Genomic DNA, 24,135 nt, shown 5'->3' with positions numbered 1-24,135 from the left:
CGATGTCTCTTATGCTCTCCCGTCATGGGATCTGGTATTACCGTAAAGTTAACGTTTTACCCTGTGGTAAACGCCGTGAGTTTCGTCGTTCGTTAGGTACTCGTTCAAAGACTGAAGCGACAAAGCGATCTTTACGCTTTGCAGATCGCTCTTGGCTGATTACTGAAACTGTCAGTCCTACAATCGGTATGAGCCAAACCCCTCAATCAGAATTGTCATTTCAAGAGCTAAAATTACAGGCTGTACAGTATGTTGAGTTTAAAAGCCTTGAAGTTTGCGAGAGGGAAGCCGCTTCTATCAAACGCTGTATTGATAAGTACTTTAGCTTCACTGAGCAGGTGTTTAAGCGTAGCAGGGCTGCTGAATTCATTAGTGGGCTGGATGTCGCGATTCCTACAAAGAACAAATATGTTAAGAAAATCAGCGGTTTTTTCCGATGGCTGAAGCATCGTACTGATTATGATTTTCAAAATCCCTTTGACGGATTGCTCCAGAAGGATCGCGAGTCAGTATCCCAAAAGAGAGAAGCATATACAGATACTCAGGTTAAACATCTTGAGAAAGGGATCAGTATTCTACCTGACTGGAAGAAGTGGATTATTTTGCTTGGTCGATTTACGGGGATGAGAGCTAATGAAATTTGCCAACTATATCAGAGTGATATATTAAAATATGAGGGAAGGTGGTGCATCAGGGTTGATGATCGCTATGAAGGACAGGTGGTTAAAACGGAGAACAGCAAACGTACAATACCAATTCATAATAAACTGGTAGATATAGGATTTTTGGACTATGTGCAGAAACAAAAGGGCAGATTATTTCCTCAGTTAACTCGCTATAAAGGGTCTTATAGTCACTATTTCACTCGTTGGTTTAGCGGTTATCGTAAAAAATTATTCGTTCCTGAGTTTCATTCTCTGAGACATTACATTGCCACTAAGTTGAAAAATGCTGGTGTAGTGGAGCATTATGCTGCTGCATTCTTAGGACATGCTGATAATTCAATTACATACAGAAGATATGGGAAATCAGTGGCTGTGTCGCGACTATATGATCTATTGGAACATATTTGATTTCGTACTAAGCAGCCTCTTTGCTAAGAGCCAGCTTATTGACGGGAGAGCATAAGAGACATCGTGAAGCCTACTGGTGATACACAGTTTTTGTACCACTAAGGCTATGGAGGCGGGATTTCAGTACTTAACTGATTAATAATTAAGTACTTTAATACAAATTGGTGGGGGCCCTGCCATCAGCCATTAGTACTAAATTGTGTTGGTTAATCAATTGGTTATAGTGGTAGTACTACAACAGTACTGTACCACTCTCGATAGTACCGTCCAGCACAAAATCTTGCAAGGTAACGTGTTTTCACTGATTATATATTTTTTTATCTATAATAGTTCAGTATTCCATTGGATCGTACTGTTGTATAAATTTCCGTACCACTTGGAAAGTACAAAAGTACAAAAGTACAAAAGTACAAAAGTACAAAAGTACAAAAGTACAAAAGTACAAAAGTACAAAAGTACAAAAGTACAAAAGTACAAAGTACATTTGAAATAATTAATGAATGTATTAGTAAAAAAGTACAAAAATACTCCTAAAATTGACAAATCACTTCCCTAATCATATGTTAATTCCATTGTCAATAAAAAAATTCAAATATTCCTTGATTGGATCAAGCCTGTCCGTTAACATATGTTCACTTGAACAAAAACATCAGCCGTAGGAGGTTAACCATGCGATGAATTTTAATTTAGAGGAGTAACAAAATGCCAAAGAAAAACGGTAAAATACATACCAAAAATAAAATCAGAACTAATAGAAGTTCATTGAATAAGTCAGTACGAAAGAAAGAGAAAGTACAATTCATTCAGTTAACATACTCACAGTATGAAAACATCATCCTAAGTGATATGACAAGTGCAAGAATTTGTAATGTACTAAAAGTAAACTGTGATAAACATTTCATTAGCAATCTACGCAAAAATAAAGTTCCAGAGTATAGTGAATGGTTCAAGAAGGTACGCGGAGTATAATCCCCTCATTTTTTTGAAATAAAAATTCTGAGTACTTGGGATACATTAGGCTAAATCAATTAACATCTTTCATAGGGATATATATTGGCAAAAAAAGAAAAGATTTATGACAATAAAAAGTTAGAGGAAGCACTAAAATGTGTCTCTTATATTGGTCTGACATCAGAAGCAACGATTATTATCAATCAAACTATTCAAGAGTGTAAGTCTCTTGGTAAGTATAAGATACCTGTTAACGATGTCTTCTACATTGTCAAACACGCTACAGAACTTTCTAAGGCACAAGTAGAGTATTATCTAAGCCTAACCCGTGCGAATCAGATGAAGAAGACAACAACAAGCCTATCGTCTATCGAGAAGTACAAATTAGCCTGTACCGTAGTTGCTATTGCACTGGATAAGTTTGTAGAAGAGGGTGGTATGTTATGTGGATTAAAGAAAGCAGTACCTGGTAAGCCATTGACTGACGAACAGCAGAATGCAGTACAGGAACTATTGAACAGTAAAGCCTCAGCAAAAGTTCTAATAGCATATCTACGAACCATTGATAAACCGTAACTATAACCATAACATAAAGCTGGAAAATACGGTTATTATGGTTAATAGTGAATTGTTATGCAGGAAAAACTCAATAAAATCAGTGGGTTATGCGTGATTTATTTAATAAAATGAATAGCCGTAACTTAATATAATATTACCTTTACCTGATATTTTAAATGTATTTGTCTTACTAATATTCAGTCTCTAAAGAGCCTAACTCGCTTTGCTCGTTAGGCTCTATAAAAACCAAATATTAGATCGTAACTTCGCGTTTTTCTCGCCAGTACTCGAAAGAACGCCAAAGCCCTTACTCGCTCTCGCTCAGACAGATAACAGTACTGACAAATGAAGTACTCAAAGTGTTTTTAGGTCGGCCTGTGGCCTAAAGTCTTCGTGAGTACCTACGCGGTCGTAAACTCCCTGGTCGGGGTGTTCGGCTGTTAAAGCCTCACAAAATTATTTTCTAAGTACTGGTAAAGTATTCGTGAGTAGCCGCGAAGTCACGGCCACCCACTATAGGTAGGTTTATTTAAGGTGTGGGTGTGGCGTGAACCAGAAGACTGGTCAGAGTGTCCCGAAAGGTAAGTGGGCTAAACTTACACAAATAGAATGTAAAACATAAAAGCACCTGGTAAACGATAGCTACAAGAAAGTGTCAAGAGAAGAAGCCCCTATTGGGACTTTTATTTTTCGGGCCTACTCAATAAATAACTTTTATTTTTTTACCTATATCAACCTGAAAATCAACGGCTTTATCAGCAAATAGCTTACCTAACCTGTGCGTCTTAGGATTCCATCCCGGAAAGGGTTCATCTAACATAATGATAATCTGATTTGCTACAGGTATCTCCATACAAGTTAAAATGTAAGATATGAAATTTTGTACACTCTCGTACCGTTTCAAAAGGGTCTCAAACTCAATTCCGGTTTGTGATGCTAAATAGGAATCAAATGCAAGGCTTGTAAATTTTGCGAAAAGAGGTACTTTACCTTCAAAGTAGACAGTATCGAAGTGATTGGTATTGGGATTAACATTACCATGCAGCATTTCATTTCTAATGTTCATAACTGATTGGAATTCTTTACAGGACGCATTATTGGTATAATCCACTGCACAATGGAAGCCATTACACTTTAAATGTAGATTTTTGACACGTTCATTTATGGGGCTTCGTATGTATTTTTCATATTCTTCTCTATCTTCATTAGCTTTTGTTTTTGCTAATGTGAAAATTATAAAGTTAATAAAAGCTTCAGCATATATAGGTAACGTTAGAGATATGTTTATACCTAAAGTGTTAGCTTTGGAAAATTTAGCCCCGACTATATCCATTTCTTTTTTTATTTTATTGTTGAGTTTTTTGAAATCAGGGTGTTTTATATTGGCGATTTTTAATTCTTCTAATTCAGTGAGGTTAGAATCAATCGCTGTCTTGATTCTTTTGAATGGATTGATGAATAAATGCCATGTTTCTATTGTAGTTCGATATTGTGATATTTGCTTTCCATAATTTTTAAAATCACTTTTTAAATCATTTATGAACTGATCTTTTGCAACCTTTTGATCCTGAAAGTCTATTGATTTATGAATCTCTATACGGTACGTCATGCACATAATATGAATGCGATAACCTTCATAATCAAGCATATAATCCCAATGAATGAGGTTATCTGAATCATCAGCTCTAAAAAGGTTTTGTAATCCGTTTGGCTTACCAAATCTAACTTGAAGATAACAGTATAAATCAATTGGTTTGATGTTGTTAATATCAACCCATAATGTAAAATCTCTATCTTTTTTAGTTATGCTTGTTTTCTGTTGAAACTCATTAACTACTATCCTTTGATCTAAATATACTAATTTATCAATATCAATTTTGCTTTTTTTCATGATTGGTTGCTCAAATACGATATAAGAGTTCTATAAAATTTTTTAGTATACTGATAGCCAATCACAACGTTCAAGCTCTTGTATTAAAAAACTGGAGTTCTTCTTGTTCACAAAACTAACCATCTTCATAAAGCCTGGCAATTTCATCTTCCCTCGCCAGATAAGTTAACCCTTCCAGTACTGACCAGAGCGAAGCGACTCCGATCCGATTAATCCCCCTTCATGATGGCGTTTCGGACAAAAGCACTGGAAGCCACTTGAAGTGGAAGTAGCTCAAAACAGTACTCAGGTATCGAACCTGTCAGAAAATGCCTCAGAAATACACTGAGAGCGTAAAACTACAGATGGTTCAGTACTACTAGCACTTCCCCTAGGACGTCAAAGGAAGATAGTGAATCCTGATTGACGAGCATCGCACAGTATTTGGGGTTATCACTGCTTAAATTGTATCCATCTGGCACTATCTGAACTCGCTTGTACAAGTAGTTTCCTTCCTTGTGGAATGCTACCACTTTTCCGTCTTTTAGCTGCTTATGATGCTGATCAATAAGCAAAATGCTGCCAACTAAGAATGTTGGTGCCATTACATCTGTACTGACCCGTAATGCAGCAAGAGACTTGGCCTTTTCCTGTAAATCGGGGAAAGCACCTGAATCCAGTAAAAGGAAATTATCACCATCAATAAAAGGAATTTTCAACAGTTCTTCGGCTTGGTCTGTGTTTGCCGAATTTGAAAACTCTTTTCCAGTCGCCAGCCATTCAACCGACACGCCACCAGCTTTTGCCAGAAGTACAAGATTCTCAAGCGTAGGACTTGATACAGCTTGTAGATAGTTGTGGAAAGTACTGTAGCCAATGCCTGCTTTTTTGGCGAAATCTCGCCCTGAGCCAGAAGGTACTATCGATTTTAGCCTTTCGCTGAACCGTTCAATGCTTTCTTTTTTGCCAGCCATGTACAACCCACCACATTAAAAGGAACTTTGTTCCTTATTTTTATTTGACGAATTCTTTTTAATGATCAATCATGTTCTCAATGTTAGTAATGAGTGGTCATTATGAGTATTCACAATCAGTTAGAATCTCAGATAAGGGATAAAAATGCCAGTACTGAGAACTGGCATCGGGCGGACATACTTGCAGCTATCAAGAAACGAGGAGGATCATTAGCACAACTTTCAAGGGAAAACGGACTACATGAAAGAACGTTGTATAACGCACTTGAACGGCATTGGCCTAAAGGAGAAAAGATCATTGCCGATTATATAGATGTGGCTGTACATGTCATTTGGCCTGAAAGATATTAGTGATAAGACAATTTCAACATTAAGGGAGTTATATGACTGGTCTGTTAATAATAATTGTGTGTGTAGCTATTTCGGTGTTTTGCTATAAACAGGTTTCTAAACGATGTAGCAACAAATCTCAAGGTAAATTTAGAACATTTTTAACGTCGATATCGTCAGGTGTTGGTGTTTTTATTATTGCAATGTTAATTGCTGTGCCTGTTTTTTATTCAGGTGCAGATAATGTATCTACTAATACTAATACTAATACTAATACTAATACTAATACTAATACTAATACTAATACTAATACTAATACTAATGCAATAAAACCTACCAACACTATAGAATCTACTGTTTCATCAACACCAGAAATAGTATTAGACCATCGGCTTGATAATACATTTAATAATAAGTTTATGCCTGATGGTGAAAAAGATATGAATGTTAGATTTGATTCATTTATGAGTGAGCTGTCATCTGTAAGTTTTCAACCAGACTTGAAAGATCAGTTTTCTTACACTAATAAAAGGGATGCATATCTTTATAAAATAAATGGTAATATAATGATGGTTTTATTGGTTAACAATAAAACATCTGGGGTTAACTATATCTCTGTAATCATTCCTAATGATAGTTATGACAGCATTCCACTGTTACGCGAGATTATGCGTTCCATGAGAATAAATGCTACATATAAACTGGTAGACTTTATGGATAAATCAGAAAAAAATGGAATAGCACATGAAATAATAGAAGGAAATGAGTACTTAACTCAAAAAACGCAGGCTGGATATTTTATTTCCATTAGAAAATCATAATTATATCTACTGTATATGTGAGTTATCATATTCTCTTCAAGGCCGCGAAAGCGGTCTTGTGTATGCATAAATGAAGATGCCGCTAAGGTACTTGCCTTTAGTTCACAAAATAATAAAATCCCAGTCATCCCATTTTCTGACAAAAAAGTTTAAGTAATCTTTTACTCAGGAAAAAGTACAGCCAGTATTTTTCTGAACGATTTAAAATCTCGTTGACCTGATCAGGTTCAACTCCACCGACTAAATGCCGTGTGCTCAGATCTCAGTACTGAACTTTTCACCAACTTTATGTTGACTAAAAAACGCACGATCAAAAATATCTTTTTGGGTATACCTCAAGCAGACCTGCACAGATCTTCATTCAAAATGGTTCATTAAATGGATTTTACAACCTAAAACAGACTGTGTATAATGAACCATATAAAACAGACTGATGGTGATTGTCATGCGTGTATGGGCATATCTAAGAGCATCGACGAAAGAGCAAGATGCGGATAGAGCATTGATAGAGTTAGAGGCATTTGCTCATTCACATGATCTGAAAATATCAAAGTACTTTAAGGAAAATGAATCAGGTGCAAGTCTACAGCGGCCTCAATTGTTTTTACTCTTAGATATCGCGGAACGTGGCGATATTCTGCTCTGTGAGCAAATAGATCGTATAAGCCGACTTACCGCAGAGGACTGGAAAACCTTACGAGGACTCATCGAATCTAAAGGGATCAGGGTTGTATCGTTAGATTTGCCTACGAGCCATCAGCTTTTGCATGTTCAGGATGAGTTCACCGCTCGTATGTTTGAAGCAATGAATTCTATGATGCTCGATATGCTGGCGGCAATCAGTCGCAAGGACTATGAAGATCGCCGCAGACGACAAAAGCAGGGTATTGAAAAGGCCAAGAGAGAGAAAAAGTATCGTGGTCGTCCAGTCGATGAGAGCTTGCATCATAAAGTACAGGAACTACTTTCTGACGGTAAAAGCTGGAGCAAAATTCAGGCTTTGATCGGTTGTTCAAGGGCTACTATCGCAAAGGTAGCTAAAAACTCATCCATTACAGAAGAATAGTGGGTAATAAAGGGCAGAGTAAGCCAGCACTGCCAGATTGTTAACGAATATAGCGGTATAGGGTTAAGGAAGGGTACTTACAATTTCGTAGTGAACGAATCCTTTCGATATCTACCCACTTTTGTGAGGAAAATCAATTTAAACACAATATGTGGTATTGAGTGGTTTGTTTTGCCGCTATATGCTGATGTTTCCATGGAAATAGAGGGTTCGATAATGGGTAAAGATCAGCATGTTGTTCCTCATGATGGAGGTTGGGCTGTTAAGGGGGCAGGAAACAGTAAAGCGACCTCCGTTCACTCAACAAAGCAATCTGCGGTGGACGCTGCAAGAGGGATTGCTACAAATCAAAAAAGTGAGCTTGTGATCCATAACAAGGATGGCAGGATCGCAAAAAAAGATTCTCATGGTAACGATCCTTGTCCACCAAAGGATAAGAAGTAACTGAATAAGGGGCTTGTCGCCCCTTTTTTATGTACATCGGGTGAGCACTTCCGACACTATAAATTTCGAAAAGTACATGTCATGTCCCCAACCCTGACGGCACGTTAACTTGCAAGATTTTGTGCTGGACGGTACTATCGAGAGTGGTACAGTACTGTTGTAGTACTACCACTATAACCAATTGATTAACCAACACAATTTAGTACTAATGGCTGATGGCAGGGCCCCCACCCAATTCAGACGTACCCAAAATCCCCCAGCCCTATACCACCATCCTTTGACCCACATAGCCGCGATTCTGCGCTACGCGATCCCATATCGGCTTCAGGCGTTCCAGCGCGTGCCGCATTTGTGCAGGCTCAAGCGTAAACGGCAGTCTTAAATAGCGTTCGAAAGCGCCGTCGGTGCCAAAACGCGGGCCTGCGCCAATGCGAATACCGATGGCTTCGGCGCTGGCGGCAAAGACGGTGGCCAGCGGCTTCGGCAGCTCGATCCACAGGGACAGGCCGCCCTGCGGCTCGCCGGTGATTCGCCAGTCGGGGAAGATTTCATCAACCGCCGCCGCGCAGGCGTCTTTGTATTCCCGCAGCGTTTTGCGGCGCTGCGGTAAGAAAGATTCCGCTTCGTTAAACAGATTTATCGCCGCCAGCTGTTCAAGCACCGGCGAGCCTAAATCCAGCGAGTTGCGCACCTGAATCAGCGAGGCGATGGTTCTTGATGACGCCCGGATCCAGCCGAGCCGCAGCCCGCCCCAAAAGCTTTTCCCGGCCGACCCCAGCGTTATCACGGTATCCGCCTCGCCAAACGCGGCGAGCGGCGGCGGGGGAGGCGCGTCAAACCACAGGTCCACCATCGTTTCATCCACCACGATGGTCGTGCGGGTTCGTTCGGCAATCTCGACCACCGCCGCCCGCGTTGCGGCGTCCATGCAGCGCCCGGTGGGGTTGTGAAAATCTGGAATGAGGTAGGCGAGGCGGGGGGCGGTCTGGGCGATAGTGGCGGCCAGGCCATCCGTATCCCAGCCCTGTTCCGGCAGGCTAACGGATACCGGGCGGCACGACGCGCCTTTGATCGCCGCCAGCGCCATCGGGTAGGTGGGATGATCGATGACCACACGGTCGCCCGGGCCGCTCAGCAGCCGTAAAATCAGCCCAAAGCCGCTGACCGCGCCGTTCACCACCATAATCTGTTCCGCCATTGTCGGCAGGCCGCGCGCGGCATAGCGGCGGGCGATGACCTCTCTTAACTCGGGCAGGCCGTGCTGATCGTAACCGGTAGATCCAAGATGCTCGGGCAGCGCCATCAGCGCGCTGGTATAGGCCCGATGGATTTCCGGCCCTGCGGTCAGCGCGGCGGTTGACAGATCCAGCACCGGGGCCGCGCCGGGCAGAGGCGAGACGGAAGTCGGCCCGTCCGGCAGCATGGTTATCGACCCTGAACCGTGGCGGCTCAGCAGGTAACCCTCTTCACGCAGCAGGGCCAGAGCGGCGGCGACCGTCGTTCTGCTGACGCCAAGCGCGGCTGCAAGCTCCCGCTCGCCCGGCAGGCGGGTATCCAGCGGCAGTCTGCCGTCCTGGATCAGCAGGCGCAGGCCGTCGGCGAGCTGTCGATAGACCGGCGTGCGCGTCAGCGCCTGGTGCCAGTGCCCAAGAAGTTTAATAAGCGAGGCGGTGCCCGTTCTACGCTGGTTCATAGCAGTCCACTTTGTGATAACTGGACCTTAATATTCAGTCCATTTTGACCGAGAGTATAGCCATTACGAATGACCGGAGTGAGAAAATGTTGGCTCGTCGCTTAATACAGCTTTATATCGGACTGGTGCTCTACGGCGTCTCAACGGCGATGTTCGTCCGCGCCGATCTCGGTGCCGATCCGTGGAACGTTTTTCACCTCGGCGTGGCGAAAATCTTCTCGATGAATATCGGCATGGTGATGATTCTGGTCGGCGTGCTGGTGCTGCTGCTGTGGATTCCTCTGCGCCAGCGGCCCGGCCTTGGCACCATCAGTAACGTTATTGTGCTCGGGCTTGCGGCAGACGCGGCGCTGGCGCTGATGCCGCCGCTGGAATCGCTGGTGGCGCGCAGCGTTCTGCTGCTGTCCGCCGTGGTGGTTAACGCTATCGCGACCGGCATGTACATCGGCGCGGGCTTCGGCTCCGGCCCGCGCGACGGCCTGATGACCGGCATCAACGCCCGCACCGGCTGGTCGGTGCGCAGCGTGCGTACCGCCATCGAAGTCACCGTGCTGTTGGCCGGCTGGGCGATGGGCGGCACTTTGGGCGTCGGCACCGTGCTCTACGCGCTGGCAATCGGCCCGCTGATCCAGCTTTGCCTGCCGTGGTTCCGCATTGCGGCCCGCCGGGAAAAGCCGCTCGCTGAGCCGACCGTGGTGCCTTAGGTCGCAATGTTTTCCGCGGGCTGCTATGGTTTCTGGGCGCAGGGATCGGTCCTAAATAGAGCGAGGAAACAATGCAGACAACCGTAATCAGCCAGGCGGCATCACGCTGGAGCAGCCACCAGCTCGCCCACATTCTTTCCCACTGTTTTGAAGGCTATCTGGTGCCTTTTACCATCGACGGCGAAGCCTTTGCCACCCGCTTTAGCGCCGAGGATATCAGCCTGAACGGCAGCAAAGTCTGGGTGCAGGACGGCGAGCCAAAAGCGCTGGCGGTAATTACGCGCCGTGGGCAAACCAGCCGTCTGGCGGCTTTCGCCATTCGCCCAGAGCTGCGCGGGCAGGGCTACGGCAGGCTGTTCATCCAGCAGCTGATTGACGACGCGCGCGAGCGGGGCGACAGGCAAATGTGGCTAGAGGTGATTGTCGGCAACGAAAGCGGCCTCGCGCTCTACAAACGCATGGGCTTCAGCGTTCAGCAAACGCTGGTCGGCTTTCACGCCACGGGTTCCACGCTGTTTCGCCCGACCGGCGAGCTGCTGGAAATCGACCCGCTCGTCATGGCGAAAAAAATGATGACCGACGGCCGCCTGCGGTTGCCCTGGCTGAGCGCGGCGGAAACGCTTTACAAGCTCCCGGGCAAAGCCTACGTGCTCGACGACGTAGCCTACGCGATGGTGATCCCCGGCGAGCAGCCCAAGCTGCGCATGCTTTACGTCGACACCGCCGCGCGCGGCAAAGGCCACGCGAAAAAGCTGCTGACGCTGCTCCACGAGCGTTTCCCCGGGCTTTCCACCGCAGGCTCCGTTCCCGAGCAGGTTGCGCCGCTGTACCTGAGCTGCGGCTACCGGCAGGACCCCATCATGCAGTATGAAATGCTGCTCAAGCTGTAAACGGGCAGTATGCCGCCCTAACCGCTACACTTATCTGGCGTAATCATCACGGGCGGAAACTATCTGCCCGTGCTTCCCATCCCGTGGAGGTCAACAATGAATTATGTCGATGGTTTTGTGGTGGCGGTTCCCGCCGCGAATAAAGAAGCTTACCGACAGATGGCTGCGAAAGCGGCTCCGCTGTTCAAGGAATTTGGCGCGCTGCGCGTCGTGGAATGCTGGGCCGATGATGTGCCCGACGGCAAGCAGACGGATTTCCGCATGGCCGTAAAAGCCGAAGAGGACGAAGAGGTTGTCTTTAGCTGGATTGAATATCCGTCCAAAGAGGTGCGCGACGAGGCGAACGCGAAGCTGATGTCCGACCCTCGCATGAAAGAGTTCGGTAGTTCAATGCCTTTTGACGGAAAGCGAATGATTTACGGCGGGTTTGTGCCGTTGTTGGAGGAGTAGATATAAATGTCGGGTGGCGCTACGCTTACCCGACCTACGGCTCCGGATGATTTGTAGGGTGTATAAGCGCTAGCGCCATCCACCGAACCTGCCTACAGCACCAGCTCCCGCAGCAGCCCAAACGCCAGCTTCATATGCGCCTCGCTGACGATAAAGGCTTTGAGCCGCTGGGCCTCATCGTAGCCCTTCGCAATTAGCCCCTGCGGCTCGGCGGTGATGTGCCAGCTTAAATCGGCGCGCTGGGTTTCGCCCGCGAGGTGCAGCGGCAGCTCGGGCGTTTTCACCTTCACCAGCATGGCCGGCAGCGACAGGCCGTCCTGCGCGCCGAGCAGGTTTTTAGCGAGCGTCATGGCGCTGAACTGAATCGGCTGCAGGAACGGCAAAACTTTGCCGTCGATCTCCGCGCAGTCGCCCAGCGCATAGACGTTCGCGCCCGAAGTTTGCAGCTGACGATTAACCACGATCCCCCGGTTTACCGCGAGCCCGGCGTGCTGGGCCAGCCCGACGTTCGGACGCAGGCCGATGGCCGCAACTACCGCATCCACGCCCAGCATCCGCCCGTTGCTCAGCGCGGCGCTAATCCCCTGCGGCGTTTTGGTCAGCGATTCCAGCCGCTGGTTGAACAGCAGCTCCACGCCCATCTGGTTTAAACGATGCTGGAGGCGGCTGCTCACCTCGGCGGGCATCAGCGAGGCGAGCAGGCTGGCGGAGTTATCCACCACGACGACCTGCTTGCCCGCGCGGCAGAAGTCCATCGCCAGCTCGCTGCCGATCAGGCCGCCGCCGAGGATCATTACCCGACGTGCGTCGCGAAGCTGGGACTCACAGGCGAGATACTCCTGCTGGCTGTTGAGCGTCAGCATCAGCTCGCGCCCGGCAATCGGCGGCAGCACCGCGCTTGAGCCGGTCGCCAGCACCAGTTTGTCATAGGCCCACTGCCGTTCGCCGCATTTCACCAGGCGACGGTCGGTATCAATATCCGACACCCAGCTATTGGCGTGCAGCGTCAGGTTGAACTGCTCGGCGAACTCCCCGGCGCGCTGCCGGGTCATCTCATCCGCCCGCTGATTCAGGCTGATGACGTGGCTGAGATCGGGCTTGTTGTACTCGTCCATGCTGTCGGCGGCAATCATGCGGATGGGCACCGCGCCGTTCTGCTTGCGGATGTTTTTCACCAGCTGGCGGGCGGCGAAGCCCGAGCCGATAATCACGATGCCTGCGTTCATTTTGCCTCCGTTGCCAGCACGTCAAATACGTCCTTACCCAATGAGCATTCCGGGCACAGGAAGGTATCGGGCACGTCGCTCCAGGCGGTGCCGGGCTGCACGTCCTGCATCGGTTCGCCGGTTGCCGGGTCGTAAATCCACTGGCAGACGCTGCACTGCATGCGCGGGCCGAGATCGGCGCAGGTTGTCACTTCGGCCACCGTTTCCTGCTGTGCTTCAACCGCAGAGGCGGCGGCAGGCAGCGGGGTTAACGCCCACCGGCGGGCGATTTCGCGACCGTGGGCGCGGCACAGCTCCAGCGCATCGCCGTCCGGGCGCCATTTGGCCTTCAGGCTCAGCGACATTTCGAAACCGGCGTCCTGCAGACGGGTGGACAGGCGGTCTACCGCGCCGCCGCTCCAGCCGTGGGAGCCAAAGGCGCTGGCGCGCTTATTGCGAAAGCGCAGGCCGGTTATCTCTTCCACCAGACCGGCGATTTTCGGCATCATCACGTTGTTCATGGTAGAGGTGCCGACCAGCACGCCCTTAGAACGGAAAACGTTGGTGAGGATTTCGTTTTTATCGCTGCGCGCCACGTTGAAAATTTTCACCGCCACGCGCGGATCGACTTCGGTAATGCCCTGTGCGATGGCGTCCGCCATCATGCGGGTGTTGTTGGACATGGTGTCGTAGAACAGCGTGATGCGGTCTTCCTGATAATCCGCCGCCCACTTCAGGTACAGCTCGACGATCTGCGTTGGGTTGTCGCGCCAGACCACGCCGTGGGAGGTAGCGATCATATCGACCGGCAGGTTGAAGCCTAAGATCTCGGTGATTTTCGGCGTCACCAGGCGGCTGAACGGCGTGAGGATATTGGCGTAGTAGCGCTGGCACTGCTCGAACAGCTCGCCCTGATCTACCTCGTCGTTGAACAGGTGCTCGTCGCAGTAGTGCTGGCCGAAGGCGTCGTTGCTGAACAGCACCGCGTCGCCGGTCATGTAGGTCATCATGCTGTCCGGCCAGTGGAGCATTGGGGTTTCAACGAAGATCAGCTGCTTGCCGTTGCCGATGTCCAGGCTGTCGCCGGTTTTCACCACGTGGAAGTTCCACTCCGGGTGATGATGGTGGCCGTTAATGGAATCGATGCCGTTGGCGGTGCAGTAGATCGGCGTATTCGGAATGTGTGACATCAGCTCGGACAGCGCGCCCGCGTGGTCTTCTTCCGCGTGGTTGATGATGATGTAGTCGAGCGTGCTGAGATCGATTTCGCGCGCCAGGTTCTGCACGAACTCGCGGCTAAACTTGTGATCGACGGTATCGATCAGCACGGTTTTTTCTTCGCGGATCAGGTAGCTGTTATAGCTGCTGCCGCGCAGCGTTTTATATTCGGTACCGTGAAAATCGCGCACTTCCCAGTCACGTTGCCCAACCCACTGAATGTTGTTTTTAACCAGAATAGCCATTTTGAACCTCGATAAATGTGACAAGTCGTGTGCCCCGCGTAGGGTGGATAAGCGCAGCGCCATCCACCTTGATGGTTGGCGGGTGGCGCTTTGCTTACCCGCCCTACGAAGGACTTTGTGCTATTCCTATTACAATTCGCGTGCCAACTTTTTATCTATATGTTTTAAATGACTTTATGTATTTATCTCGTTATTTTTACTGTCAAAATGACAACCCTAAAAATAGTCTTAATGACTTTGTGTTTGTCATTTTGACTATCCGCGAGTAGGCTTGTTTATTCCTTTTAGGAGCCTGACCATGAGCCTGTCCATCACCTCTCTCGCCAATATCGCCATCGACCTGCAAAGCGGCATCAGCCATCAGGATCGTTTTGCCCGTCTTATTCGCACCCTGCGCCAGCTTTTGGGCGGTGATGCCACGGCGCTGCTGCGCTACGAGGCGCGTCAGTTCCGCCCGTTAGCCATCGACGGCCTGGCAGAGGACGTGCTCGGGCGGCGTTTTGCGCTGGACGCGCATCCCCGCCTTGAGGCGATAGCCCGCGCCGGTGACGTGGTGCGCTTCCCGGCGGACAGCGAGCTGCCCGACCCCTACGACGGCCTGATCCCGCAGCACGGCGATTTGAAGGTGCACGCCTGCCTCGGCCTGCCGCTGTTTGCCGACCAGAACCTGATCGGCGCCCTGACCGTCGACGGCATGGACCCGGCGCAGTTCGACCACTTCAGCGACGAAGAGCTGCGCTTAATCAGCGTGTTGGCGGCGGGGGCGCTCAATAACGCCCTGCTGATGGAGCAGCTTGAAAACCAGACGCCAGCGGCGGCGGCCGTGCCCGTTACCGCGATGGCCAGCGGGTCGGAAATGGTTGGGCTTTCAACGGGGATCGAACAGCTCAAAAAGGAGATCGACATTGTCGCGGGATCGGATCTGAATGTGCTTATCACCGGCGAAACCGGCGTCGGCAAAGAGCTGGTGGCGCGGGCGATTCACGGCGGATCGGCGCGGGCGGCCAACCCGCTGGTGTATCTCAACTGCGCGGCCCTGCCGGAAAGCGTGGCGGAAAGCGAGCTGTTTGGTCACGTCAAAGGGGCATTTACCGGCGCTATCCACCACCGCACCGGGAAGTTTGAAATGGCCGATAACGGCACGCTGTTTCTCGATGAAATCGGCGAGCTGCCGCTGACGCTACAGGCCAAGCTGCTGCGCGTGTTGCAGTACGGCGATATCCAGCGGGTAGGGGACGACAGCAGCCAGCGGGTCAACGTGCGCGTGCTGGCGGCAACCAATCGTGACCTGAAGCAGCAGGTGCTGGAAGGGCAGTTTCGCGCCGACCTGTTCCACCGCCTGAGCGTTTTCCCGCTGCACGTCCCGCCTCTGCGCGAGCGTGGCGACGACATCACGCTACTGGCCGGTTTTTTCTGCGAGCAAAGCCGGGTAAAAATGGACCTCAGGCAGGTCGTATTAAGCGACGGCGCGCGGGATTTACTGCGCCGCTACGACTGGCCGGGGAACATCCGCGAGCTGGAACACGCGATTTATCGCGCTATCGTACTGGCGCGAGCCGGGCACCCGGAAGGCGAACTGCTGCTGCAACCCAACCATTTCCAACTGGCCGACGCGCTGCCAAAAACAGCTCCCGTTGGGACGAAGGCGGTGCCGGAGGTGGAAAACCTGCGCGCCGCAACCGACGACTTCCAGCGGCAAATTATCCTGCAAACGCTGAACGCCAACGGCGGGAAGTGGGCGTCCACCGCCCGGCAGTTGCAGCTCGACGTGGCGAATTTGCACCGCCTGGCGAAACGTTTAGGGGTGAAGAAAGACGTTAGCTAGCGATGGCGCGGTTACGGGCAATCCACTCGATAAATTCCTTCTTAGGCAGCGCCTTGCTGTAGAGCCAGCCTTGCCCGTACTGCACGCCTTGGCTGCGTAGCCACGCGGCCTGGCCGCCGTTTCGATGCCTTCCGCCACCATCGCGATATTGAGCGTTTTTGCCATTTCGATGATGTGCGGCGTCACCTTCATGTACTCCAGCGCGTCAACGAAGGATTTGTCGATTTTCAGCACGTCCACGTCCAGTTTTTCCAGATAGCTGAGGCTGGAATAGCCGGTGCCGAAATCGTCGATGTACAGCGGATGGCCCGCCTCGCGGAACTGCGCGATCACAGGCCCGGTAACTTTCGGGTCGGAGAATCCCCGCTCGGTAATTTCAAAGGCAATCTGCTCGGGCTTCACAAAATAGCGCGCCAGATACGGGCGAATCACCTCCAGGACGTGGCTGTCGCGTAGGTCGCAGGGGGCGAGATTAACCGAAATATGGTGATTCGGGTGGCTATGCAGCCAGTCGCCCAGCTCGCTAAAGAGTTTACCGATGACCTGCTCGGTGATAGGCGTAATCAGGCCATTTTCTTCGGCCAGCGGAATGAAAATATCCGGGCTGAGCCAGGTGCCGTCCGGCTGCATCCAGCGCAGCAGCACCTCCGCGCCGACGCTTTCGCCGTTTTGCAAATTGACAATCGGCTGGTACACCACGGTGAATTCATCATTTTTAATGGCGTCGGCGATGCGGGCGCGCGGGGACTGGAGCCTGCGCAGCACGCGCGTGATGTACCATCCTGCGGCAAGGCTCGCGGCCATGCCAATCGGCAGCCAGATAAGCAGCTGCTGATACCAGGCCTGGCTGAGCGGCGCAAGCGACGCCCAGGCGATCATCGCGAGGCCAAGGTTTTTTTCACGGCGGATAACGTAGGCAGAACCCTGATACTGAAATTCAGTCAGCCCCCTTGCCAGCGGGCCTTTCCAGATTTGCTGCGGAAGAGGGCTGTTGGTGGCGATAACCAGCCCGCTGTTCAGGCCGATCATCGCGATATTGATCGAGCGGCCGCTATACGGGATCACGTCGATGAACGACAGCGGATCGATGGCGGTGATGTGCGAACCTTTGCCGATATAGATCATCGGCCTTTTAAAGCCCAGGTCGGTGGTGTTGACGTACCAGGCGCTGTAGCCTTCTTTGCCGACGCTGTCGGGCTTGCCGATGGCTTCGCCCCCGCCGAACTCCTCGAGGGAGGAGCAGAGAATCGTATCGTTTTTCTGAAACAGCACCTCTTTAACGTAGCGATACCTCAGCGCGGTGCCGCGCATGGCGTGTAGATGTGCAAGCGTACAGGTATCGAACGTGAACTGATTGATATCGGTAATTGCGCTGGTGGCCTGATCGATAACCCGGCCGGTGCGGATCAGCGCCCGGTCGGCGTAGTGGCCAAGTTCGTCATGAAATACCTGCGTGGCATTGCGGTGCGCAAGGTAAACGCTCAGCAGAATAGGGACCAACACCGCCAGGATCAGCACGCCGTTAACCAGGCCGACAATTTTTCTGTTTGCCATCTTGAGTCGCCTAAAAAGAAAGAGTGGTTTTTTTATTATTTTCAGCACTTAAGCCAAGTCTAGCTCAGCCCCACGGCGGATGATATGTTTCAACGCATGAAACCCGGTGAGTGAGTTTTATACGGCATGAAGAAAAAAGAGTTTGTGACCCAGGATTTGCTCAGCAAAATCTATCAGCAAAGCGGGGCGGAGCTGCGCAAGTTGCCGCCCGAGCGACAGCTGGCTGAAGAGTACGGCGTTTCTCGTTTTACCATTCGCCAGGCGCTGGAAAAGCTGGTGAGCATCGGCGTGGTCGATATCGTGCAGGGATCGGGGATCTGGATTAACCAGCGGGCGCGGAATAACCCGCTGGTGTACAACTCGATCACCGAAAAGCGCTTCGATCAGATAGCGTTTCGCATGGTCAGCCTGCACAAGAAACTGCCCGACCGGGAAGAACAGCAGGTGTTCGGCCTGGGAAAAGATGATTTTATCTGGCAGTTTTGCCGCCTGCGCTACGTGGATAGCCAGAAGGTGCAGATTGAGATTTCAAGGATGCCGGTGAAGGATTTTCCCGATCTTAACCAGCAGGTTATCGAGCAGTCTATTCAGCAGTACGTGCTCGGCAAGGGCTATCGTATTTCGCACCTGCTGACCAGCTATCAGGCGGTCAGCGTCAGCAAAGAGCAGGCCGCACTGCTGGAGTGTAAAAAGGGCAGCCCGGCGATGCGCATCATCAACCGGGGCATTCTGGAAGGCGGCCGGGTGTTTGAAATCAGCGAGATCGTCGATATCAACTACTCCTGCACCTACGTGATTCCCTTCAACCATGACAGCCTGGCGTTTCGCAAAGGCAATCAGGGCGTGTGAATCGCGCCGTTGGGCAGGCGGCTTTGCGTCCACTCGTGCGGGCGATATTCCACCGGGAAGCTCTCGGCTTTCTGCTGGTCGAAGCCGACGCCGATGCCCGCTTTTTCAAGCGGATACATGTAGCCCTGCTCGGCGGCGGGCGCGCCGGGAAACACCGCCTCGGTGTTCGGCTTATTGGGGATGAATTCCTGAATCGCCGCGTTGTGCAGGTGAATGTTCAGATGGGTATTCACCGCTACGGCGACAGGCGTCATGTCCGGCGGGCCGTGCCACGCCAGCCGCACGCCAAAGGCCTGGCATAGAACCGCCAGCTTCAGCGCCGGGGTAATGCCGCCAATCTGCGAGACGTGGCAGCGGATGAAATCAATGCGGCGGTTGACGATAAGATCGTGCCATTCCGCCGGGTTGTTAAACAGCTCGCCCATCGCCAGCGGCACCGACGAGTGGGCGCGCACCTGCTCAAGCCAGGCGCCGTGCTGCGGCGGCAGAATATCCTCAAGGAACCACGGCTGGTAAGGTTCAAGCGCCTTCGCCAGCTGAATGGCCTGCTGCGGGAACAGGCGTTCGTGGACGTCGTGCAGGATGTGGAAGCGATTGCCGTACTTTTCGCGCAGGGCTTTGAACATGGCGACGGTATTCGCCATGTATTCATCCTGATCGTAGTAGGCGCCCGGCGTCGGGTTTTTGGTGGCGTGTAGCCCCTGCGGCGTGCCGCCGTAAAAGCCGAGCTGGCAGCGGATATAGCGATAGCCCTGCTCTAGCAGCTTATCCACTTCCACATACAGCCCGTCGAGCGTTTCGCTCGCCGCGTGGCTGTAGACCGCAATCGCGTCTTTCGATTTGCCGCCGAACAGCTGGTAGAGCGGCATATTCGCCAGCTGGCCTTTGATATCCCACAGCGCCATGTCCACGCCCGCGATGGCGTTGTTCATCACCGGGCCGTTGCGCCAGTAGGCGTTGACGGTCATCATCTGCCACAGGTCTTCGATGTTGTTCGCATCCCGGCCAAGCAGCAGCGGACTGAGGTATTCATCGACCATGGTTTTGACCGCCAGCGGGCGCTGCTGGAAGGTGGCACAGCCGAGGCCGGTTACGCCTTTGTTGGTGGTGACGCGCACCGTCACCAGGTTGTGGCGGTCGGGTTTAGTAATAAAGCATTCGATATTTTCAATTAGCGTCGGTAGCACGAGATAACTCCACAAGCCGTAAAAATCAGGCCGGTTGTTCATCATTCAACGGGTTTTCTTTATTTACTATCACCTTATTTTTAGGTGCGGGTAAACGCTTTTTTTAATAATTTTTATTGGTCAGGAAATAGCGGCGTTATGCGTTAAAAACCAGACCAATTTAGGTTATTGCTGCGTTTAATGGGCTTTGCAGGGCTTAATTGTGATGCGCTTCAAATTTTATTGGTTTGTTTTGTATGCGGCGTTTCTCTACCATCTCAGCTATGCAGCACATAACAATAAACACACAATCCGGAGTATTTAATGGGGACTCGTGAAGCCATCACTAATATTATCCGCCTGGTCGGCGGGGCCGATAATATTAATAAAGTCTGGCACTGTATGACGCGCCTGCGCTTTGACGTTATTGATGAAAGCAAAATCGATCAGCCAGAAATTAAAAAGCTGCCGGGTATTTTAGGGGCGCAGATTCAAAGCGATCAGTTTCAGATTATTATCGGCCCGCAGGTAAATAGCTGGTATGAACAGCTTTCCGCCGCGCTGGGTTCTCCTTTGCATTCCGAAGCCGCGTCCGAGAAGAAAAAAGAGCGTAAGAGCCTGATTTCCCTATTTATGGACACGGTGTCCGGCGTGTTCGGGCCGATTGTGCCCGCGATTGCCGGCGCGGGGATGATCAAAGGCCTGCTGGCCGGGCTTATCGCGCTTAAGGTTATCTCCGCCAAAAGCGACACGGTGATCGTCATCGACCTTATCGCCAGCGGCGTGTTTTATTTCCTGCCGTTCTTCCTTGCGATCTCCGCCGCGCGGATCTTCAAAACTAACGAATATCTGGCCGCAGCGGTTGCCGCCTGTTTTATGTATCCCTCGCTTATCGAGGCGGCAAAAGCGCTGGCCGGGCACGCGCCGGATGCGGTTGACGCGTTCTACTTCCTGAACGTGATTCCGGTTTCCGTGTTCAACTACGCCTCAAGCGTGATCCCGGTGATCTTCTCGGTGCTGGCGCTGAGCTACATCCATCGCTGGGTGGACAGCATCATGCCGGACGTGCTGAAAACGGTCTTTACGCCGACGTTAACCCTGTTCCTGGCAGCGCTGGTGGCGCTGGTGGTCATCGGCCCGCTGGGGATTTATCTCGGCAAAGGCCTGGCGTGGTTTATCGAAGGGCTGTTTGGCGTATCGGCAAGCTTTGCCGGGCTGGTGGTCGGGGCGATTCGCCCGGTGGCGATTTTGACCGGTATGCACCACGCCATGACGCCCATCGCGCTGCAAAACTTCACCGACCGTGGCTACGACATGCTGATGCCGATGATGTTTATGGCGAACATGGCGATTGCCGGGGCGACGTTTGCAATTTGGCGGCAGAGCCGGTCGCGCGAGGACCGCTCGGTTGTGCTGTCGGCGGGGATTTCCGCGCTGCTGGGCATTACCGAACCGGCGCTGTTTGGCGTACTGACGCGCTATAAAAAGGCCTTTATCGCCGCGACCGTCGCAAGCTCTCTGGCATCGGCGTTTATCGCGTTCTTCGGCGTGCGCCTGTACGGCTACATTCTGTCGAGCATCTTTAGCCTGCCGGCGTATATCGGGCCGTACTTCGTGTTTGCGCTGATGGGCGTGGCGCTGGCGTTGGTTCTGTCGTTTACGCTGACGACGCTGCTGGTGCGGGAGAAGGTGTGAAAATGGCGGATGGCGCTGCGCTTATCCGCCCTACGGCTTCGGTTTTGTAGGCCGGGTAAGGCGTGATAAATGGCGGATGACGCTTTCGCTTATCCGCCCTACGGCTTCGGTTTTGTAGGTGGGTAAGGGGTGATAAATGGCGGATGACGCTTTCGCTTATCCGCCCTGCGGCTTTGGTTTTGTAGGCCGGGTAAGGGGTGATAAATGGCGGATGGCACTTTCGCTTATCCGCCCTGCGGCTTCGGTTTTGTAGGCCGGGTAAGGCGTTAGCCGCCACCCGGCATTTTCTGTCTAACCGCTTATCTGCGGTGTGCAAGCCGTCTAACCAGCCGGTCGCCGACGCTTTGTACCAGCTGCACCATCACGACCAAAATCACGACGGTGCCGACCATCACCTGGTTATTGAACCGCTGGTAGCCGTAGCGAATCGCCAGGTCACCCAGCCCGCCGCCGCCGATAACGCCCGCCATCGAAGAAAAGCCAATCAGCATCACCACCGTGAGCGTGATACCTGCCAGCAAGGCGGGCAGCGCTTCGGGCAGCAGCACTTTGCTTATCACATGCCAGGCGTTGCCGCCCATCGACAGAATCGCCTCAATGCGGCCTTTGTCCACCTCGTCGAGCGCGCTTTCCACCACGCGGGCAAAGAACGGAAACGCGCCGATGGTAATAGGAACCACGGCCGCGGTGCTGCCAAGCGTGGTGCCGACGATGATGCGGGTCAGGGGAATCAGCGCGATCAGCAGCACGATAAACGGCAGCGAACGGCCAACGTTAACGATGCTGCCAAGAATTTGGCTGGTGCGCGGTGCGGGCAGGACGCCGCCCTGGCGGGTGATAAACAACAGCACGCCAAGCGGCAGGCCGATAATCACCGTGAACAGCGCCGCCAGGCCAACCATGTAAAGCGTGTCGAGGGTGCCGTCCAGCAGCAGCGGCCAAAGGTCTTCCCAGGCTAGGCGACTTCGCATAACTGTACTCCTTCGACCCCGTGTCGGCGTAAAAATGCCCGTTCCGCTTCCCGGTCGGGCAGCAGCGCGCCGCGCAGCCTGGAAGCGGGATTAACCAGCAGCTCGGACAGCGGCCCGCCCTCTATCAGCCTGCCTTTTTCCAGCAGCGCGGCGTGATCGCAAATGGCTTTCACGACCTCCAGCTGGTGGGTGATGAGCACGATGGTCAGGCCGAGCTTGCGGTTGATGTCCGCCAGTAGCGCCAGCACCGAGGCGGTGGTTTCCGGGTCCAGCGCGCTGGTGGCCTCATCGCACAGCAGAATATCGGGATGCGCGGCCAGCGCACGGGCGATGCCGACGCGCTGTTTTTGCCCGCCCGAAAGCTGCGACGGAAACGCCCGGGCTTTGTCGGACAGGCCAACGAGTTCGAGCAGTTCCGCGACGCGTTTTTCACGCTCGGGCCGTGGCTGACCGGCTATTTCCAGCGGTACGGCGATGTTGTCCGCCACGTTTCGGGCGTGAATCAGGTTGAAATGCTGAAACACCATGCCGGTGCGCTGGCGGTGCTGGCGCAGCTCGCGTTGGCTGAGCGTGGTGATATCTTTGCCGTTCATGATGATGCGGCCCGAGGTGGGCCGCTCCAGCAGGTTGAGACAGCGAATCAAGGTGCTTTTCCCGGCGCCGCTGCGCCCGAGAATGCCGTAGATTGCGCCGTCGGGCACGCTCAGGGAGATGTTGTCCAGCGCCGGTTGGCCTTCTCCGGCATACACTTTGCTCAGCCGCTCAAGGGTAATCATGACTGCGGCGCTGCCACCGGAATGACCGAGCCGTTGAACTGCTTACGGATGTATTCGGCCACCTGCGGAGACTCAAGGTCTTTCGCCAGCTCTTTGATGCGCGGGTCGTTGGCGAGATCCGGGTTGGTTACCAGAATATTGGCGTACGGGTTATGCGTGGCGCTTTCCAGGCCTAGCGCGTCCTTCGCAGGCGTTAAGCCCGCTTCCAGCGCGTAGTTACCGTTGATCACGCCCAGATCCACATCGTCAAGCGAGCGGGGGATCTGCGGGGATTCCACCTCCACGATTTTCAGGTGCTTCGGATTGCTGGCGATATCTTTCGGCGTGGCCTGGTTGGTGGCCGCGTCTTTAAATTCCGGCTTGAGCGTAATCAGCCCTTTGTCCTGCAACAGGTACAGCGCACGGCTTAGGTTGGTGACGTTGTTTGGCACCGCAACGGTGGCGTTTTCCGGCACCGACTTCAGGTCTTTGTATTTGTGAGAATAGATCCCCAGCGGCTCGATATGCACGGTGGCGGCGACGCTAAAGGTTTTACCCAGCGCTTTTTCCTGATCGCGTAAATAGGGCACGTGCTGGAAGTAGTTGGCGTCCACGTCGCCGTTTGCCAGCAGCTCGTTGGCGTTAACGCCGTTGCTTAGCTCAACGATTTTCAGCTTCAGATTCGGGTCGAGCTTCTGCACGAAGGCGAGGATTTCCGCGTGCGGCACCGGGTCGGCGGCAATGCGTAACGTTTCGGCCGCGTGGGCGTTGAAGGCCAGAGTCAAGGACAGCGCAACGCCTGCCAGTTTAAAAGAGGCACGTTTCATG

Annotated in this window: 22 protein-coding genes; 12 read left to right on the top strand and 10 right to left on the bottom strand. The window is 51.9% G+C overall.

What is annotated here, in order from left to right:
- The first annotated feature begins 2 nt into the window (after positions 1-2).
- Both ACSPHG_RS18265 and ACSPHG_RS18260 read left to right on the top strand, forming a co-directional pair.
- Positions 3-1,073: a tyrosine-type recombinase/integrase gene (locus ACSPHG_RS18265; RefSeq protein ID WP_435954895.1), complete on the top strand. Its 1,071-nt coding sequence runs from the start codon at positions 3-5 to the stop codon at positions 1,071-1,073.
- Positions 1,074-2,126: 1,053 nt separating this feature from the next.
- On the top strand, positions 2,127-2,600 hold the full coding sequence (locus ACSPHG_RS18260; protein WP_435954894.1) for a hypothetical protein: 474 nt from the start codon (positions 2,127-2,129) through the stop codon (positions 2,598-2,600).
- A 682-nt stretch (positions 2,601-3,282) separates the two neighbouring features.
- On the opposite strand, the gene ACSPHG_RS18255 is transcribed toward ACSPHG_RS18260, so the two are convergent.
- Both ACSPHG_RS18255 and ACSPHG_RS18250 read right to left on the bottom strand, forming a co-directional pair.
- A complete protein-coding gene (locus tag ACSPHG_RS18255) occupies positions 3,283-4,473 on the bottom strand; it encodes a hypothetical protein (RefSeq protein ID WP_408557702.1) in 1,191 nt (396 codons plus the stop codon).
- 338 nt (positions 4,474-4,811) lie between these two features.
- Positions 4,812-5,426 (bottom strand): XRE family transcriptional regulator, encoded by a 615-nt coding sequence (locus ACSPHG_RS18250; protein ID WP_435954893.1) that lies wholly within the window; start codon positions 5,424-5,426, stop codon positions 4,812-4,814.
- Between the two features lie 102 nt (positions 5,427-5,528).
- Here ACSPHG_RS18250 and ACSPHG_RS18245 point away from each other — a divergent pair, with 102 nt between their 5' ends.
- From ACSPHG_RS18245 to ACSPHG_RS18230, 4 genes are all read left to right on the top strand, one after another.
- Complete coding sequence (locus ACSPHG_RS18245; protein WP_435954892.1) at positions 5,529-5,777, top strand: helix-turn-helix domain-containing protein; 249 nt, start codon at positions 5,529-5,531, stop codon at positions 5,775-5,777.
- A gap of 32 nt (positions 5,778-5,809) precedes the next feature.
- Positions 5,810-6,577, top strand: a complete 768-nt coding sequence (locus ACSPHG_RS18240) for a hypothetical protein (RefSeq protein WP_435954891.1) — start codon at positions 5,810-5,812, stop codon at positions 6,575-6,577.
- Between the two features lie 445 nt (positions 6,578-7,022).
- Positions 7,023-7,643: a recombinase family protein gene (locus tag ACSPHG_RS18235; RefSeq protein ID WP_032181884.1), complete on the top strand. Its 621-nt coding sequence runs from the start codon at positions 7,023-7,025 to the stop codon at positions 7,641-7,643.
- Positions 7,644-7,859: 216 nt separating this feature from the next.
- The gene (locus tag ACSPHG_RS18230; protein WP_024183738.1) at positions 7,860-8,087 is read left to right on the top strand and encodes a DUF2188 domain-containing protein; all 228 of its coding nucleotides are present in this window, start codon (positions 7,860-7,862) and stop codon (positions 8,085-8,087) included.
- A 262-nt stretch (positions 8,088-8,349) separates the two neighbouring features.
- Here ACSPHG_RS18230 and yczR read toward each other — a convergent pair whose 3' ends face one another.
- Positions 8,350-9,780 (bottom strand): MocR-like transcription factor YczR, encoded by a 1,431-nt coding sequence (gene yczR, locus ACSPHG_RS18225; RefSeq protein ID WP_435954890.1) that lies wholly within the window; start codon positions 9,778-9,780, stop codon positions 8,350-8,352.
- Positions 9,781-9,869: 89 nt separating this feature from the next.
- Between yczR and yczE the strand changes: the two genes are divergently transcribed.
- The 3 genes from yczE to ACSPHG_RS18210 all read left to right on the top strand — a co-directional run bounded on the left by yczE (position 9,870) and on the right by ACSPHG_RS18210 (position 11,824).
- The gene (gene yczE, locus ACSPHG_RS18220; RefSeq protein ID WP_435956058.1) at positions 9,870-10,484 is read left to right on the top strand and encodes a membrane protein YczE; all 615 of its coding nucleotides are present in this window, start codon (positions 9,870-9,872) and stop codon (positions 10,482-10,484) included.
- 71 nt (positions 10,485-10,555) lie between these two features.
- Positions 10,556-11,374, top strand: coding sequence for a GNAT family N-acetyltransferase (locus ACSPHG_RS18215; RefSeq protein WP_435954889.1), 819 nt, complete (start codon positions 10,556-10,558; stop codon positions 11,372-11,374).
- A 96-nt stretch (positions 11,375-11,470) separates the two neighbouring features.
- Positions 11,471-11,824 carry a DUF1428 domain-containing protein gene (locus ACSPHG_RS18210; RefSeq protein WP_435954888.1) on the top strand — a complete coding sequence of 118 codons (354 nt, stop codon included), beginning with the start codon at positions 11,471-11,473 and terminating at the stop codon, positions 11,822-11,824.
- 92 nt (positions 11,825-11,916) lie between these two features.
- Here the strand turns inward: ACSPHG_RS18210 and norW are convergent, their stop codons facing one another.
- Together norW and norV are read right to left on the bottom strand one after the other, a co-directional pair.
- Positions 11,917-13,050, bottom strand: a complete 1,134-nt coding sequence (gene norW, locus ACSPHG_RS18205) for an NADH:flavorubredoxin reductase NorW (protein WP_435954887.1) — start codon at positions 13,048-13,050, stop codon at positions 11,917-11,919.
- Entirely contained in the window at positions 13,047-14,492 is a 1,446-nt protein-coding gene (norV, locus tag ACSPHG_RS18200) for an anaerobic nitric oxide reductase flavorubredoxin (RefSeq protein ID WP_435954886.1), read from the bottom strand. The genes norW and norV overlap by 4 nt, the downstream gene beginning before the upstream one ends.
- Positions 14,493-14,790: 298 nt before the next feature.
- Between norV and norR the strand changes: the two genes are divergently transcribed.
- On the top strand, positions 14,791-16,317 hold the full coding sequence (gene norR, locus ACSPHG_RS18195; RefSeq protein WP_435954885.1) for a nitric oxide reductase transcriptional regulator NorR: 1,527 nt from the start codon (positions 14,791-14,793) through the stop codon (positions 16,315-16,317).
- Here the strand turns inward: norR and ACSPHG_RS18190 are convergent.
- Positions 16,291-17,871: an EAL domain-containing protein gene (locus tag ACSPHG_RS18190; RefSeq protein WP_435954884.1), complete on the bottom strand. Its 1,581-nt coding sequence runs from the start codon at positions 17,869-17,871 to the stop codon at positions 16,291-16,293. The two genes, norR and ACSPHG_RS18190, sit on opposite strands and share 27 nt — an antisense overlap.
- Before the next feature lie 126 nt (positions 17,872-17,997).
- Between ACSPHG_RS18190 and ACSPHG_RS18185 the strand changes: the two genes are divergently transcribed.
- Positions 17,998-18,720 carry a GntR family transcriptional regulator gene (locus ACSPHG_RS18185; protein WP_435954883.1) on the top strand — a complete coding sequence of 241 codons (723 nt, stop codon included), beginning with the start codon at positions 17,998-18,000 and terminating at the stop codon, positions 18,718-18,720.
- Here ACSPHG_RS18185 and ACSPHG_RS18180 read toward each other — a convergent pair.
- Positions 18,708-19,907: an enolase C-terminal domain-like protein gene (locus tag ACSPHG_RS18180; RefSeq protein ID WP_435954882.1), complete on the bottom strand. Its 1,200-nt coding sequence runs from the start codon at positions 19,905-19,907 to the stop codon at positions 18,708-18,710. The genes ACSPHG_RS18185 and ACSPHG_RS18180 overlap by 13 nt on opposite strands.
- Before the next feature lie 303 nt (positions 19,908-20,210).
- Between ACSPHG_RS18180 and ACSPHG_RS18175 the strand changes: the two genes are divergently transcribed.
- Positions 20,211-21,581, top strand: coding sequence for a PTS transporter subunit EIIC (locus ACSPHG_RS18175; RefSeq protein ID WP_435954881.1), 1,371 nt, complete (start codon positions 20,211-20,213; stop codon positions 21,579-21,581).
- Between the two features lie 299 nt (positions 21,582-21,880).
- Here the strand turns inward: ACSPHG_RS18175 and ACSPHG_RS18170 are convergent, their stop codons facing one another.
- Genes ACSPHG_RS18170 through ACSPHG_RS18160 form a run of 3 tightly spaced genes read right to left on the bottom strand, consistent with a single transcriptional unit; the run spans position 21,881 to position 24,134 of the window.
- Positions 21,881-22,552 (bottom strand): methionine ABC transporter permease, encoded by a 672-nt coding sequence (locus ACSPHG_RS18170; protein ID WP_435954880.1) that lies wholly within the window; start codon positions 22,550-22,552, stop codon positions 21,881-21,883.
- On the bottom strand, positions 22,537-23,328 hold the full coding sequence (locus ACSPHG_RS18165) for a methionine ABC transporter ATP-binding protein (RefSeq protein ID WP_435954879.1): 792 nt from the start codon (positions 23,326-23,328) through the stop codon (positions 22,537-22,539). Before ACSPHG_RS18165 ends, ACSPHG_RS18170 begins: the two co-directional genes overlap by 16 nt.
- A complete protein-coding gene (locus ACSPHG_RS18160) occupies positions 23,325-24,134 on the bottom strand; it encodes a MetQ/NlpA family ABC transporter substrate-binding protein (protein WP_435954878.1) in 810 nt (269 codons plus the stop codon). The genes ACSPHG_RS18165 and ACSPHG_RS18160 overlap by 4 nt, the downstream gene beginning before the upstream one ends.
- Between the last annotated feature and the right edge of the window lies 1 nt (position 24,135).

It is taken from the genome of Dryocola baronae (assembly GCF_051297175.1).
GTDB lineage: Bacteria > Pseudomonadota > Gammaproteobacteria > Enterobacterales > Enterobacteriaceae > Dryocola.
This window is presented reverse-complemented; position numbering and strand designations above follow the sequence as displayed.

Excerpts from the sequence above, each read along its gene's own strand:
- ACSPHG_RS18240 (WP_435954891.1), top strand. The coding sequence starts at position 5,810 with ATGACTGGTCTGTTAATAATAATTGTGTGTGTAGCTATTTCGGTGTTT.
- norV (WP_435954886.1), bottom strand. The coding sequence starts at position 14,492 with ATGGCTATTCTGGTTAAAAACAACATTCAGTGGGTTGGGCAACGTGAC.
- ACSPHG_RS18175 (WP_435954881.1), top strand. The coding sequence starts at position 20,211 with ATGGGGACTCGTGAAGCCATCACTAATATTATCCGCCTGGTCGGCGGG.
- ACSPHG_RS18170 (WP_435954880.1), bottom strand. The coding sequence starts at position 22,552 with ATGCGAAGTCGCCTAGCCTGGGAAGACCTTTGGCCGCTGCTGCTGGAC.
- ACSPHG_RS18160 (WP_435954878.1), bottom strand. The coding sequence starts at position 24,134 with ATGAAACGTGCCTCTTTTAAACTGGCAGGCGTTGCGCTGTCCTTGACT.
- ACSPHG_RS18190 (WP_435954884.1), bottom strand. The coding sequence starts at position 17,871 with ATGGCAAACAGAAAAATTGTCGGCCTGGTTAACGGCGTGCTGATCCTG.
- ACSPHG_RS18245 (WP_435954892.1), top strand. The coding sequence starts at position 5,529 with ATGAGTATTCACAATCAGTTAGAATCTCAGATAAGGGATAAAAATGCC.
- norW (WP_435954887.1), bottom strand. The coding sequence starts at position 13,050 with ATGAACGCAGGCATCGTGATTATCGGCTCGGGCTTCGCCGCCCGCCAG.
- yczR (WP_435954890.1), bottom strand. The coding sequence starts at position 9,780 with ATGAACCAGCGTAGAACGGGCACCGCCTCGCTTATTAAACTTCTTGGG.
- ACSPHG_RS18255 (WP_408557702.1), bottom strand. The coding sequence starts at position 4,473 with ATGAAAAAAAGCAAAATTGATATTGATAAATTAGTATATTTAGATCAA.
- ACSPHG_RS18235 (WP_032181884.1), top strand. The coding sequence starts at position 7,023 with ATGCGTGTATGGGCATATCTAAGAGCATCGACGAAAGAGCAAGATGCG.
- ACSPHG_RS18165 (WP_435954879.1), bottom strand. The coding sequence starts at position 23,328 with ATGATTACCCTTGAGCGGCTGAGCAAAGTGTATGCCGGAGAAGGCCAA.
- ACSPHG_RS18210 (WP_435954888.1), top strand. The coding sequence starts at position 11,471 with ATGAATTATGTCGATGGTTTTGTGGTGGCGGTTCCCGCCGCGAATAAA.
- ACSPHG_RS18185 (WP_435954883.1), top strand. The coding sequence starts at position 17,998 with ATGAAGAAAAAAGAGTTTGTGACCCAGGATTTGCTCAGCAAAATCTAT.
- ACSPHG_RS18230 (WP_024183738.1), top strand. The coding sequence starts at position 7,860 with ATGGGTAAAGATCAGCATGTTGTTCCTCATGATGGAGGTTGGGCTGTT.
- ACSPHG_RS18265 (WP_435954895.1), top strand. The coding sequence starts at position 3 with ATGTCTCTTATGCTCTCCCGTCATGGGATCTGGTATTACCGTAAAGTT.
- ACSPHG_RS18215 (WP_435954889.1), top strand. The coding sequence starts at position 10,556 with ATGCAGACAACCGTAATCAGCCAGGCGGCATCACGCTGGAGCAGCCAC.
- norR (WP_435954885.1), top strand. The coding sequence starts at position 14,791 with ATGAGCCTGTCCATCACCTCTCTCGCCAATATCGCCATCGACCTGCAA.
- ACSPHG_RS18250 (WP_435954893.1), bottom strand. The coding sequence starts at position 5,426 with ATGGCTGGCAAAAAAGAAAGCATTGAACGGTTCAGCGAAAGGCTAAAA.